The sequence below is a fragment of the Vibrio sp. 10N genome, from assembly GCF_036245475.1.
Classification (GTDB): Bacteria; Pseudomonadota; Gammaproteobacteria; order Enterobacterales; family Vibrionaceae; genus Vibrio.
This window is the reverse complement of the sequence record NZ_BTPM01000002.1, coordinates 1,682,281-1,696,522: the sequence shown is the minus strand read 5'-3', so window position 1 is coordinate 1,696,522 and position 14,242 is coordinate 1,682,281. Positions and strand designations below refer to the sequence as shown.

General features: G+C 48.0%; 12 protein-coding genes. 9 read left to right on the top strand and 3 right to left on the bottom strand.

Annotated elements, in window-relative coordinates; translation table 11 throughout:
• Positions 1-41 precede the first annotated feature (41 nt).
• From AAA946_RS23460 to maiA, 5 genes are all read left to right on the top strand, one after another.
• On the top strand, positions 42-1,463 hold the full coding sequence (locus AAA946_RS23460) for an anaerobic C4-dicarboxylate transporter (RefSeq protein ID WP_338167147.1): 1,422 nt from the start codon (positions 42-44) through the stop codon (positions 1,461-1,463).
• Between the two features lie 399 nt (positions 1,464-1,862).
• Positions 1,863-2,948, top strand: coding sequence for a 4-hydroxyphenylpyruvate dioxygenase (gene hppD / locus AAA946_RS23455; RefSeq protein ID WP_338167146.1), 1,086 nt, complete (start codon positions 1,863-1,865; stop codon positions 2,946-2,948).
• On the top strand, positions 2,941-4,074 hold the full coding sequence (locus AAA946_RS23450) for a homogentisate 1,2-dioxygenase (protein WP_338167145.1): 1,134 nt from the start codon (positions 2,941-2,943) through the stop codon (positions 4,072-4,074). The genes hppD and AAA946_RS23450 overlap by 8 nt, the downstream gene beginning before the upstream one ends.
• A 1-nt stretch (position 4,075) precedes the next feature.
• Positions 4,076-5,086, top strand: a complete 1,011-nt coding sequence (locus AAA946_RS23445; RefSeq protein ID WP_338167144.1) for a fumarylacetoacetate hydrolase family protein — start codon at positions 4,076-4,078, stop codon at positions 5,084-5,086.
• A 10-nt stretch (positions 5,087-5,096) separates the two neighbouring features.
• Positions 5,097-5,735, top strand: a complete 639-nt coding sequence (maiA, locus tag AAA946_RS23440; RefSeq protein WP_338167143.1) for a maleylacetoacetate isomerase — start codon at positions 5,097-5,099, stop codon at positions 5,733-5,735.
• Positions 5,736-5,765: 30 nt separating this feature from the next.
• On the opposite strand, the gene AAA946_RS23435 is transcribed toward maiA, so the two are convergent.
• Positions 5,766-6,338: an acyl-CoA thioesterase gene (locus AAA946_RS23435; protein WP_338167142.1), complete on the bottom strand. Its 573-nt coding sequence runs from the start codon at positions 6,336-6,338 to the stop codon at positions 5,766-5,768.
• A gap of 197 nt (positions 6,339-6,535) precedes the next feature.
• Between AAA946_RS23435 and AAA946_RS23430 the strand changes: the two genes are divergently transcribed.
• Together AAA946_RS23430 and AAA946_RS23425 are read left to right on the top strand one after the other, a co-directional pair.
• Entirely contained in the window at positions 6,536-6,934 is a 399-nt protein-coding gene (locus AAA946_RS23430; RefSeq protein ID WP_338167233.1) for a PPC domain-containing DNA-binding protein, read from the top strand.
• 97 nt (positions 6,935-7,031) lie between these two features.
• The gene (locus AAA946_RS23425; RefSeq protein WP_338167141.1) at positions 7,032-8,516 is read left to right on the top strand and encodes an amidase; all 1,485 of its coding nucleotides are present in this window, start codon (positions 7,032-7,034) and stop codon (positions 8,514-8,516) included.
• 91 nt (positions 8,517-8,607) lie between these two features.
• On the opposite strand, the gene AAA946_RS23420 is transcribed toward AAA946_RS23425, so the two are convergent.
• Positions 8,608-11,214, bottom strand: coding sequence for a cellulose-binding domain-containing protein (locus AAA946_RS23420; protein ID WP_338167140.1), 2,607 nt, complete (start codon positions 11,212-11,214; stop codon positions 8,608-8,610).
• 409 nt (positions 11,215-11,623) lie between these two features.
• Here AAA946_RS23420 and AAA946_RS23415 point away from each other — a divergent pair, with 409 nt between their 5' ends.
• Positions 11,624-11,860: a hypothetical protein gene (locus AAA946_RS23415; protein WP_338167139.1), complete on the top strand. Its 237-nt coding sequence runs from the start codon at positions 11,624-11,626 to the stop codon at positions 11,858-11,860.
• A 24-nt stretch (positions 11,861-11,884) separates the two neighbouring features.
• Here AAA946_RS23415 and AAA946_RS23410 read toward each other — a convergent pair whose 3' ends face one another.
• Positions 11,885-12,166 carry a hypothetical protein gene (locus tag AAA946_RS23410; protein WP_338167138.1) on the bottom strand — a complete coding sequence of 94 codons (282 nt, stop codon included), beginning with the start codon at positions 12,164-12,166 and terminating at the stop codon, positions 11,885-11,887.
• Between the two features lie 734 nt (positions 12,167-12,900).
• Here AAA946_RS23410 and AAA946_RS23405 point away from each other — a divergent pair.
• Positions 12,901-14,241, top strand: a complete 1,341-nt coding sequence (locus AAA946_RS23405) for a TolC family protein (RefSeq protein WP_445206136.1) — start codon at positions 12,901-12,903, stop codon at positions 14,239-14,241.
• The last annotated feature ends 1 nt before the right edge of the window (position 14,242 follow it).

The following is a 14,242-nucleotide window of genomic DNA, read 5'->3' as shown; positions in this document are numbered from 1 at the left end:
ACGGGCGAATAATAACTCTGTCGCTATTAAAAGGAGTTGTTATGTTTTATGTTCACATGCTGCTGCTTCTGGCAGTCATTTTTGTCGGTATTCGTTATGGTGGAATTGCGTTTGGTCTACTTGGTGGCTTAGGCGTTTCCATTCTTAGTTTCTTCTTTGGCATTGCTCCCGGTACGCCCCCTATTGGCGTTATGCTCATCATTCTTGCGGTTGTTGCGGCGTCTGCAACGCTTGAAGCAACAGGCGGTCTAAAATTACTCGTCCAATACGCAGAAAAATTGCTTCGTAAGCACCCATCTAAAGTCGTCTTCCTTGGTCCTTTGTGTACTTATTCACTGACGGTAATGGTCGGAACGGGTCACTCAGTGTATCCACTTCTTCCTGTTATTTATGACGTCAGTATTAAGCGTGGTATTCGTCCAGAACGCCCAATGGCTATTGCGACCGTCGCCTCTCAAATGGGCATCACAGCTAGCCCTATTGCAGCGGCAGCGGCGGTAGTTATGGCAACGGCTGCGACCAACCACCTAGACATCTCTTTGGGTCAAGTGTTAATGGTGACTATTCCTGCGACATTAACGGGCGTATTGATTGCTGCGACTTGGAGCTTAAAGCGTGGTAAAGATTTGAATGACGATCCAGAGTTTCTGGAGCGCATGAAAGACCCACAGTTCAAAGCGCAGCTTATCGACACCAGTGAAGCAAGCACAGGTGATGCTGGCATCAAAGAGAGTCAAACCGCCAAACGCGGCCTAACTGTATTTTTACTCGGTATTTTGACTGTCATTTGCGTTGCTATGTTTGGTAAAGATCTGGGTCTACTGCCTGATGGCGTAAAAACATCGACCGCTTTGCAGTTCTTGATGCTCTCTGTCGGCGCTATCATCTTACTAACCACCAATGTTGACCCTAAAAAAATCGTCAACACCAACGTGTTCATCGCTGGTATGAGTGCGGTCATCATCATCTTTGGTATTGCCTGGATGAGTGACACCATTATTGCTTACAACAAGCCTTACATTATCAGCTTAGTTGAAGACGTCGTGAAATCGCACCCTTGGACCTTCGCGATTGCTATGTACGTTTCTTCTGTGTTCCTTAAGAGCCAAGCAGCTGTGCTGACCATCATGCTACCTCTCGGCTTTGCACTAGGCATTCCTGCAGAAGTCCTGATTGGTGTACTTCCAGCTTGTTACGCATATTACTTCTTCCCATTCTACCCATCGGATCTGGCAGCGATTACTTTTGACCGCTCTGGTACCACTAAGATTGGTAAGTACATCCTTAACCACAGCTTCCTGATCCCTGGTTTCATTGGCGTGATCACGGCGACAGCCATTGGTTATGCGATATCGACAGGTGTGCTACCTATCTGGTTATGGGCGATTGCCGTCGCTGGATTGGTGTTTGCGGTAAACAGCTATATGAATCGCATGAGCAGTGAAACGCTTAAATTAGCGTAAATACTCAAACAGCACGAAAAGAGTGGAGCCAAACAAACGGCTCCACTTTTTGTTCCTTCGCGCTTGCGTCTAGTTTTATAAGGTTCCCTCTTATCAGATTAGGTGTACAACAAGCTTTACCTTTTTAACATTTCATTTACACTTATCTATTCCACGTCTCTCTTCTCTGGTTATTAAACATCTCAAATATTTCAATATCTTAACCAACAAAAATACCCATCCACGAATACACTAATTCACTTGTAGCAAATTTGTTACACAGAAAATTCGCCAACTGTGTTTTTGTCTAACGCATTGACCCTATTCCCTTTTCCTTCAACTTTGCTCAAATTTAAGTCAACACCCTACAACAAGGTCTTCCAACGAAGGAGACCGTTTGACTATCAAAAGGAAATGACCATGACTATCAACTTCAACCCTCTTGGAACCGATGGCTTTGAATTCGTTGAATACACAGCAGCGACTGACGACGGTATTAACGATCTAAAACGCCTCTTTGACTCATTAGGGTTTGCTGAGATCGCTAAGCACCGCTCAAAAGAAGCTTGGTTATATCGTCAAGGAGACATCAACTTTATCGTCAACGCACAGCCACACAGCCAAGCAGAAGAGTTTGCGCGCATTCACGGCCCTTCGGTTTGTGGTATGGCGTTTCGAGTGGAGGATGCCGCGAAAGCGATGGCACATGCTCTAGAAAATGGTGGCGAGCAATATGTCACCGAGATCGGTCCTATGGAGCTAAGCATTCCTGCCATTTACGGCATCGGAGAAAGCCTGCTTTACTTTGTAGACCGCTATGGAAGCAGCAGCATCTACGATGTGGATTTTAAGTTCTATCCAGATGCACAAAAGCGCCTAGCCGAGCAAGACGTGGGTCTGTACGAACTTGACCACCTGACTCACAACGTTAAACAAGGCAACATGGATGTCTGGTCTGGCTTTTATGAGCGTATTGGCAACTTCCGAGAGATTCGCTACTTCGACATCGAGGGCAAACTCACCGGACTGGTCAGCCGCGCAATGACAGCACCTTGTGGCAAAATCCGTATCCCTATCAACGAATCGTCTGACGATAAATCGCAGATCGAAGAGTTCATTCGAGAATATAACGGCGAAGGTATCCAGCACATCGCACTGACTACAGACGATATCTATCAGACGGTGCAAACGCTACGCGATCGCGGCATGGACTTTATGCCAACACCAGACACTTACTATGAAAAAGTCGACGCTCGTGTTGAAGGACACGGCGAAAATATCGCTCGCTTACAAGATCTGCGCATCCTTATCGATGGAGCGCCAATGAAAGATGGCATCTTGCTGCAAATCTTTACTCAAACCGTTATTGGCCCAGTGTTCTTTGAAATTATTCAACGCAAGGGTAACGAAGGCTTTGGGGAAGGCAACTTTAAAGCGCTGTTTGAATCAATTGAAGAAGATCAGATCCGCCGCGGCGTATTAAACGAGGTAACCGATAATGCGTAAATGGCCAACGTTCCCTCACCGAGAGGGAACCTATTCGAAGCAGGCTCATGCCGACTTTCCTGACGAGGCGATTTATGAGCGAGAAGCTGGGCGAGAAGGATTCTTCGGTCCTGCGAGTCACTTTCACCACCAGCATGCCCCAACCGGTTGGTCTGAGTGGGAAGGTGAGCTCAAGCCACGTGCGTTTAACCTCAACCATGTTGAGTCGGCTCAACAATCGTCGCCCTGGTCGGCACCGAGCATATTAGAAAATCGCGAATGTAAAGTACGAGTATGGAAGCTAGCAGAAAAGATGTCAGGACTTGCTCGCAACGGTGACGGTGATGAACTGCTGTTTATTCACCAAGGCAGCGCTGATCTCTATTGTGACTATGGCCATCTTAAAGTTGAAGAAGGCGACTATGTGCTGATCCCTCGCTCAACCAACTGGCGACTAGAACCTAAAGAACCGATGTTCATCTTAATGATTGAAAACACCGGCTCAGCCTACGCGCTTCCAGAGAAAGGCATCGTAGGCCAACACGCCGTATTTGACCCAGCAGTACTAGAAGCGCCTGCGATTAATGAGCGTTTTAAAGCACAATACAGTGAAGAGCAAACCACGGTTTCACTCAAACGCGGCAACAAAGTCAACACCATTACTTATCCGTTTAACCCGCTGGATGCGATTGGCTGGCACGGCGACTTATCGGTACTCAAGCTCAACTGGCGAGATATCAGACCGCTGATGTCTCATCGTTATCACCTACCACCGTCAGCGCATACCACGTTTGTCGGTAACGGATTTGTCGTCTGTACCTTTGTACCAAGGCCCATTGAGAGCGATCCCGGTGCACTGAAAGTTCCTTTCTACCACAACAATGATGACTACGATGAAGTGCTGTTTTACCACGCAGGTGACTTCTTCAGTCGAGATAACATCGAAGCCGGCATGATGACGTTCCACCCCGCAGGGTTCACTCACGGCCCTCACCCTAAAGCGTTCAAAGCCGGACTAGAAGCTAAGAAAACCTTTACCGATGAAGTCGCGGTAATGATAGATACGCGCAATGCGCTCGAACACAGCGTCGAAGCCGAGGCGGTGGAAAACCGCGAATACGTCTACAGCTGGAAAGCAGGGAATTGATATGAAACTAGCAACACTTAACAATAACACCCGCGATGGCCAGTTGGTTGTCGTCAGTCGAGATCTCAGCCAATATATTGCCGTCCCTGAGATTGCTCCAACGCTGCAAGCCGCTCTAGATAACTGGCAACAACTTGAGCCTCTGCTAGAAGAAGTTTACCTCGGTCTTAACCAAGGCATTTTACTGCAAGCGCTACCATTTGAGCAATCGCAATGCGAATCCCCTCTCCCACGAGCTTACCAATGGGCGGATGGCTCGGCTTATGTCAATCACGTAGAGTTGGTTCGTAAAGCACGCGGAGCAGAAATGCCAGAGAGCTTTTGGACCGATCCACTGATGTACCAAGGCGGCTCAGACACCTTCTTAGCACCGCACGCGCCTATTGTGATGGAAAGCGAGCAATGGGGCATCGACTTTGAAGGAGAAATCGCTGTCATTACCGATGACGTCCCTATGGGGGCAAGTACAGAGCAAGCTCACCGCGCGATTCGACTTCTGATGCTCGTCAATGACGTATCGCTACGTGGACTGATTCCTGGGGAGCTCGCCAAGGGGTTCGGGTTCTTTCAATCTAAGCCTTCATCGGCCTTTTCTCCGGTAGCCGTCACGCCCGACGAGCTTGGCAAAGCATGGCACGACAGTAAGGTTCACTTGCCACTGATCTCACACTACAACCGCGAACCATTCGGACACCCAAATGCGGGCGTTGATATGACATTCGATTTTGCCGAATTGGTTGCCCACGCAGCGAAAACAAGACCACTGTCGGCTGGCTGCATCGTCGGTTCCGGCACAGTCTCGAACAAGCAAGGCACCGAATACGGCACATCCATTGAAGAAGGCGGCGTTGGTTACTCATGCATTGCAGAGAGGCGAATGATTGAGACCATTCGCGATGGTCAGCCAACCACATCGTTTATGCGCTTTGGCGATAGCATCAAAATAGAAATGCTAGACGATAACGGTCAATCCATCTTTGGCACTATTGAGCAAACGGTCGAAAAGCACTGAGGGTCATGATTTGATTCTATACGACTACTGGCGGTCATCGGCGGCTTTTCGGGTACGGATAGCGTTAAACCTAAAAGGTATTTCGTTTCAATCCGTACCGATAAACCTCATCAAAGATGGGGGACAGCAACACTCGCCCGAGTACGCCGCACTCAACCCGAATGAACTGGTGCCACTACTAGTTGATGGTGAAATAACACTCAATCAATCGCTGACCATCATCGATTACTTGGATGAGTGTTATCCCGGACAACGATTGACACCGAGCGAGGGTAAGCAGCGTTATCTGGTGAAAGCACTGGCGCAGGACATTGCAATCGACATTCATCCAATCAACAACCTGAGAGTGATTCAACACTTACAACAGCAATTTGATATCGATGAGCAAGATAAAGTGCGCTGGATGCAACATTGGATTAGCTCAGGTTTTAGCGCTCTGGAGCAAAAGCTGGCACCTGTTCGTGGTGACTATTGTGTTGGAAATGAAGTGAGTCTTGTTGATGTCTGTTTGGTGCCTCAGGTTTACAACGCCCAGCGCTTTGGGGTCGATATGTCGTCCTACCCGTACATAGATGAAATAGCGGGCAGGCTTAGTAAACTCGACGCCTTTCAGAAAGCCTTGCCCGAGAACCAAAAAGACGCCACATAACCAGTTAAAAAAAGGCCAGTCTACTGGCCTTTACTGCTCGCTCACTTGAACTGGTGAAGCATCGGCGCTTTGGTTCGCAGTTGGCGGCCATGGACGATGCTGCTCCGAATCTATCCACTCTTGCACCCACATTGGAATATCACTTGTCATTGGCTTCTCACCCGCAGCGTCAATCACTTGTAAAGGAGGCACAATGCCGTTTTTCGAGGTGACACCTGCGCGAATCAGAACCGAAGAACAAGGATGTCCTTTTACCCACATCGACTGCTCAAGATAGAACCATTTGTCATCAGTAGCAACACACTGGGTTTTCATAGTGATCTTGTCGAACATACGCACGCGCTTACGATAGCGAACCGAACTTCCGGCGACCACTAAACCCCAACGGTTTTGTTTGAGAGTACGCATCAATCCACACTTGACCGATAGCGCCGTGCGTCCCAAATCATAAAGGGTAAGAATGCGACCGTTGTTCATTTCCATGAACATATCAATGTCCCATGGATGACAGCGAAATTCGATTTCATCTTGCTCGGTATAACTGATGGCTGGCTTCTTATTAGATTGAAAAATGGTCTTGGCCAGTCTTAAAAAAGGGTACATGTTATTACTCATCTTTGAATGCTGATCTGTAACCATAGACCTGAACTGGAACCTTTACTCTAAAAAGAGTGCGTTTTGTGACCCATATGACACACACAGTGGTATTGCTAGCATCTGTACGTTCAACGTTTGGTGGTGTTTTTACCGCCAAGAATTGCTACAGTCTTGTCTGTTTAGAGGCCACTAAAACGTTAACCATGACGATATCACTTATTGCTAGTCGACTGACTCGCGGTCAAGATCTAAAACTTGCCATTGCTGAACTTATTCTCCAGCACAACTTAACCGCTGGGTCTATGGCTTCTTGTGTTGGTTGTCTATCGAAAGTACACCTTCGCCTTGCAGGTGCAGAGAGAACCTTGCTACTTGAGGAGCCATTAGAGATCGTCTCGATAATGGGCACACTCACCCCAGATCATCAACACATTCATATTTCGGTGGCTAACCAACATGGAGAGGTATTGGGTGGGCATCTTCTCGAAGGAAGCATCGTCGATACGACAGCTGAGTTAATGATTCATCACTATGTAGAGCACCATTTTGAAAGAAAATATGATGAACAAACCGGGTATTCTGAGCTAGTCCTTAAAGGCTAATACGTCACTACAGTATGTTACCGGAATAATACTTATGCCTCATACTTCAATTCACTATACTCATATCAATATCAATATCAAATGAATTGGAGTACGTATGGCTTTAAATCGTCGAGACTTTATTAAGTCTGCTGTGGTGTTATCCACGGTAACCCTACCCTCCACCTCTTTCGCCTCTAGCCAGAAAGGAACATCAATGAGCTTAGATAATCTTCACTTACTGACCGCCACTGAAATGAGCCAAAAAATACGCTCAAAGGAAGTCACATCAGAGCAACTTGTTCTAGCGTGTTTAGCGCAGATTGAACTGCACAACCCAAAACTGAATGCGGTATTCCAAGTTCAAAAAGAGCAGGCGCTAGAACAAGCTAGAGCTGCGGATGCTGCCTTCAAACAAGGTAAGATACTGGGACCACTTCACGGTGTGCCATATGCGCTCAAAGACCTATTCGAGGCAAAAGGCGTCATCACCACTGCCGGCAGTAATATGTTCAAAAACAACCTGCCGACAGAAGATGCCACTATTGTCACTAGGCTAAAAAAAGCCGGTGCGATTCTGATTGGGAAAAGCAACACTCCGGAGCTAGCCCTGTCTGATGAATGCAATAGCCCAGTTTACGGCCGCACAAACAACCCATACGATGTAACAAGAACGCCGGGGGGCAGTTCAGGTGGTGCTGCGGCTGCGATTGCGGCTCGAATGATCCCCTTTGATGTAGGCAGTGACATTGGTGGCAGTGTGCGAATTCCTGCTCACTTCTGCGGCATCTGTGCCCTTAAGCCAACACACGGCCGTATTCCAACGACGGGTCACATCCCAAGCTACGGCGATGCATTCTCTCAGTTTAATCACGTTGGTCCAATGGCGCGCAGCGTCGATGACCTAGAACTGCTACTCAACGTACTCGCGGGTCCTGATTGGCAAGATCCACTTGCATACGATGCGCCGCTATCAAAAAGTGACACTGTAAATGTCGCTGACTTACGTGTTGGTTTCTACACCGACGACGGACTGGTGAAAGTCCCAGCTATCTTTAAGCAAGCGGTTGATACCGCGGTAGACGCGGCCAAACAAGCGGGCTGTGCGACATCTCATCAACTGCCAGAGCAGGTTCAGTTTGGTGGTGAAATCCTAGTTGAACACTTCTTGTATGATGGTAGTCATCACCTACGTGAGTTCGTGAATAAACACGGCAAGGACTTAATGGGCGAAGAGCTCGCCGGTTGGTTGTCGTTAGGTACTGATGCCACTATTGAGGATGCGCAGCGTACCAATGCACGTCTTGCTGAGCTGCGTAACTCTATGATCAAAGTCTTCGAGCATGCAGATGTGTTGATAGCTCCTGTTGCGCCTGTCGTCGCCTTTAAACACGGTTCCGCCGACGGTACTGCGGACTCATCCATGATGCAAGCCTACAACCTGACAGGTTGGCCAGTAGCAACGATCCCAGTCATGCTAAGCGAAGAAGGTATGCCTATTGGTATTCAGATTATTGGTCGCCCATGGAAAGACCAAGAGGTTCTAGCCATTGCTAAGGCCATTGAATCTCGCCTACCTGAGCTTCCAATGCCAACGTTATAATATTGGCAAAGCGCTACCTATAGCTGCTATCCAAAACAAAGGCTCCTAAATCAAGGAGCCTTTTTACTATCACTAAAACATCAGATACTTGTTATTGCGGGTTCAACCCTAGCGTTTGCAATACCAGCTTAAAGTTGTCCTGACGCTCTTTCACCGCGTGAACCTTACCACTCACCGGACAACTACTATCAGGGCAGCCACGGTTAACAATACCTGACACCGCATCGATGAACTCTGTGCCTTGCATTCCACCGTCTACGTATTTCTTAAGCTCAGTATGATAGTTCCAAGCCGCGTACGGACCACCTTCATCATTGTAAGTTTGGACCGAAGAGACCCAGTAGAACAAACCTGCAATCCATTTGATTTCGCGATTCTCTTCTGAGCTACAAATTAAGCCTGGGTTTGAACAGAAATCCAAATCAGCATAAAGAGGATTAGCAGGAGGCGCTTCTACAACCACACCATTAACCGTGGTTCCGATGGTGTCTGGATTAACATGCGAACGTCCCATAAAGTGGTTAAGCGTACCAAAGTTTTGACGACCAGTGGTTTGAATAACACCACGTCCCCACCAGCCACAGCCTTCAACCGTTCCAGTCGTATCGCTGCCATCCCAGATAAACTTACCAGCCTTTTGACCTTCATAAACTTTACAGTCAGCACGCTCCCACACTTGCTGTGAACTATCCACCGTCGATGGGACTTCCATACAGTGACCGTCGTTAGTCCAACGACCAACATTACCATTCACCAGCAGGCCTTTCTCGGCAAGAACAGAGTCTGGCGCCGCAAAAATCGGAGCCGGTGCGCCGTACCACTTGGCATTGGTCAGTGCACTCACTTCCATTTTAGGATCGCGCGGACATGAATACGGATGATCAATACCTGTCACCGAATCCATGCCATAATCGGCGTACTTCTGTCCCAGCTGACCACAACTTGCCGTCATCGGGTAGTTAACTGCAGCGCCGTATCTGACTTCTGACCAGTTGTTTTCATCACAGGCATTGTAACGAATGGTCTCTTGCATACTTTGTGATAGGAAAGCTGCAATCGCAACTTTAGCGTATTTGGCATTGGTCGCGTCATCAGCCGTCTCGTCCAGTAGCCAGAATGTATTGCCCGCCACACCGACGTTGTGCATAGAGTTAAGACCGGCAAGGAAGTCCGCCCATTTATACACAGTCGATGGTGCCCAGTTACCCTGCGAGACTTCATACAAGAACGCCTGATTGTTCATTGCATTTTCCGCACTTGCCAACTCGCTGTTAAGTGCAGCGATACGGGTAAGAGGACCGTTGGTGATGCTCTCTCCCACATAGTACAGCGGCAACTTAGCGGTTTGGTACTGCTCAATCTTATTGGTAAGTTCTACCGTTTCACTATCAAACAAAATCGCAAACACATTGCTATGTGCAGCCTTACGAAGCTGACCTTGTTTGGACAAGTTCCCCATAAAGTAATCGACTGTTTGCGATGTTGGCATAGAGGTTAATAGCGCTGGGGTACGGATGTGATCAGAGACTTGCTTCACATATTCTAAAGCGTAATACCACTGCTCATCAGTTAGCGCAGGCGTGTCCGCCGATTTAGTAAAGGCGATGAAATCAGCTTTGGTATTCGACCCAGCGTCATAAAGTGCAGAACTTGATAGCAAATCTGCAGAAGATGAAGAGGCTGCATTCCAAACAGCTCGCTTACCGGAATGAGCATTGTAAGCAAAGTCACCGATAGTTAATGTCCAGCCAAAGGTCGCCTGAGGCGCTAAAGTAGAAATAATAAGGTTATGAGCCTGCGCCCAGCCATTAACATCATCAGTCAGTGCATTAATGGCACCCGCATCAATCGCGCTTGCGGTTGAAGCCACTGCCGCTGTGAGTGCTTGTTTGACCGCAACAGCACCAAGCGCTTGCCCTTTGTCGGCCGTCGCTATGTCCAGCACATCAGATGTAAGTACAATCGAACTGCTGCCCGCCGCTTCAGCCATTTGAATGAGCGCAGCAAAAGTATTGGTCAATTTAGAAACGTCAGCCAGATCTTGGCTGCTACTGGTTGCAAAATATTGACTCGCTGGCGCATCAAGAGAAGCAGGACTTGCTACTACCAAATGACTTGGCCACCCGGCTACTTCCAATCTCACCGGATCAAGAGGGTTTGGCAGAGCAAGTTTCGCGCCTGGTTCTGAAGAGGTTCCACCACAATCAAGATGCGTCGCCCAGCTGCTATCGCTACCCGGAATGGAAGACGTCCACCAGTTGGCCTTATAAGCTACATTTTCGTTGACCATAATGTCGCCAGCTGTAGCGTGGTTGCCTTGCGTCCAATCTGGGTAAACATTGAAGTCAGCACACGCACCACTTGAAGGAGGTGTGCCAGGGTCTGGTGTTGGCTTAGGCGTTGGATCTGGAGTTGGTTCAGGAGAAGGATCAGGGGTTGGTTCTGGTGAAGGCTCTGGCTCCGGTGAAGGCTCGGTACCACTGACCACTTTCCATGGAGAATCCCATTCATTTGCATAAGTGTCCGTCGGACTTTGACCAGCCCCAACCCACCATTTAGCTTCGTAGGAGGTGCCATCCACGGTTACTTGACTACCACCAGAGTACGACTGCGTGGCATCATAAGGTTCAGCAGCAAACACATGGCTGCTAAACACTAGGCACGCTATAGAGAGCGTGACCTTGTTCATCCTAAACATATTTTTACCTTTCTAGAGAGAATATCTTTCTGTTTCACGAGCTAAAAAAGAGCGAATAGAAACCATTTCGTTATTTAATAGCTAAAAATATGCTAGCAGCCTGAAGGCAGGTTATCAGGCAATAGGTCAATAATAATGATCAGATGCGGGAGATTTCACAAAATAAATGCAAATTTATAATGAGTTAATTATTAGTAGGAAATAAGTTCAATTATTGAACAAAGTTCGCTTGAATCCTGTTTTGTCACTCAACTCTCCTTAACTCCACGAGATACAACAACTCAGAACCCCTTTCAAAAACCCAAAATTCTTATTCAACACTTTGCAATAAAGCTGTCACACTTTGTCACTATCTTGCATCGCGACACTCAAACGAAACCACCTTCATTCGGTCAGTTAATCAAACGCTATGCAACAACACAAACACCCGATGGACGCCACTATCGTGCGTCTGATGCAATCACAAGGCTTGATAAAAAGTGAGGCACGCTCAAGGCTTAAACGCGAAGTCTATCAGCTCGACCCGAGCCAAATTCAGAAGGTAAAACGCTACGCTGAACATTTTGGCATCAATGCGCAAGAAAAGTTGATTGAAGAGATATTGGAGCTCAGACGAGAAACGTTGATTTCTCGCCTATTAAAGTAAGGTCACTTAGCGAGGAGGGGGGAGTTAGCGGTACTGCAGGTGGCATTTTTCATCAGAGCAGACGACCTTGTAAATTTCTGCGCCGCCATTATGCTCTGCAACTTCAAAATAGACGGTACTCTTGTTACGACCATCTTTGTAGGCGAGAGATAACTTTGCGTCATCAATAGTGAGCCCTTCTTGCTCCAAGTGTTTTTGCATTGAAGCCTTTGCAGAAGCGAGCGTTTCCTCACTCACGTTAGGGTTTAACCCTGCGTACGACGTAAAGGCCACTAGAGCCAAACATCCCATTACAAATCGTGGCATTCCTTCATCCTCATATGTCCGTCAGTACTTGCAATAGATTAGAACACGCGTTCACAATGTCGAGGCCGCTTGCTATAAAAACTACCTACCTCCGCACTCACCTGAGCTATACTTTGTGGCATTATTGAGCGAACAGCACAAGAAATACATTTCGCTGTTGACCTTACCCTAGGGGTAAGCTTTATCTTTAACGAATCTTGTTAATTGGGTTTTGTATGCACGCCATTATCGCCAACAAATCGTGGATCACATTCGTGAGCTTGCTTGCACTCGTTGTATCAACGTTTGTCACCAGCGCGCCTGCGATGGCTATGCATAACGGCATGACTGATGCGTCCCCCTATTGTGGCATGACCCAAACAGCCTCCCATCACGCACATCACAGCACGAGTGTAGCTTCGGACATCGCCGATAGCAGTCAGTGCGCCAGTGCAGAGCCTGATTCCCACACCACCTGTTGCACCACGATGTGTGGCACTACCCTAGGGTTTGCCCCCTTTGTTATGCTTCCAAGCGAAGGTCACGCACGCTTCTCCAAGCGATCTGTCGACCCATTCACGCAACCGATCCATAGAATCGAACACCTCGAGCGCCCGCCCTCGGCGTAATCATTCCAAAACACGCTAATGCCCAACCCTAGTTGGGGACGTTTTATCGCGCCTGTTATACAGGCACGTAGTTTGGAAATGATCGTGAAAATAATCAAACATCCGATTGCACTGGCTGTAAGTGCGATCGTTCTATTCGCACCGGCTGCACAAGCATCAAGTAGCGCGGGAGCACCACAGCAATCTCAAGCGAGCGTGCAGGCGTTATCGCTCGATACATTAATCAACATGGCGATCGCCAACGATGCCAATCGTACCCAGTATCACGCTCAATCTCGAGCGATGCGAGATACTGGTATTGCCAGCTCAACGCTGAAAGATCCGGTACTCAAGGTTGGAGTCGGCGGTTTACCGACAGACAGTTTTCGGTTTGACCAAGATCCAATGACGAATATTTCGGTCGGTATGATGCAACAGTTTGGCCGCGGCGATACGCTTGGTCTGCAAAATAAGAAAGCCCAGCAGCAAGCGGATGGTATTGAGCTTCAAGTAAAAGTCCGTGAGCTAGATATTGCGAATAGCATTACTCAGCTATGGCTTGAGCTTGGCTTTCAGCAGCACTCAGAGCGCGTACTGAAAGAAAAGCGTTCCCTGATGGTAGAAATGGAGCGATTCATTCAAACCAACTACGCCATTGGCAACAGCGAGTCACAAGATTTGATTCGTAGTCAGCTACAAGTCAGTCAGCTCGATGACAAATTGCACGCCAATAGGCAAATGCAAAGTCGGTTGCTATCTCAACTCTCCGAATGGCTGGGTTCAGGTTGGCTAAACCAAAGCTCCGCTCCTAAAGCCAATATCGCAACAGATTGGGGACGCCTTGACCAGCAATTGACTAGCCATAGTGGCTCTGGATATTTCAACTTACTTAACCAGCACCCCATGGCGAAAATGGCCGACATTCAAATTGCTGCCAATGAGACTCAGGTCTCCATCGCCGAAGAGGCCTACAAGCCGCAATTTGGTGTTGAAGCCATGTATGCCCATCGCCAAGCCCCCAACATGCGTGGCGCACCTGCACCCGATCTCCTAAGTGCCTACGTCACCATGGACATTCCCTTATTCACCGGTAATCGACAAGACAAGAACCATGCTGCCGCCCAGTACCAAGTGGTCGCATCGAAGTCGAGCAAAGATGCGTTATTGGCTCAAATGAATGCCAAGGTTAACGCGCTGATGATGGATAGACAAAACCTCAGCGAACGCTTTGAGCGCTATCAGCAAAGCTTATTACCACAAGCCAAAGCGCGCACTCGAGCTGTAGAGCGAGGTTACGAAAACAATACTGCGCAGTTTAGCGATGTGATCACCGCCTCCAGTGATGAGCTAGCCATTGAGATTGAAGCTCTGCGGTTGGAGACAGACCTCAACATTGTAAGTAGCAACTTGGCGTATTTCCTTGGTGGATTCGAATACCACGCAGAAACACCGGTTATTTCTCAGCCTTCATCAACAAAACAACCATAGA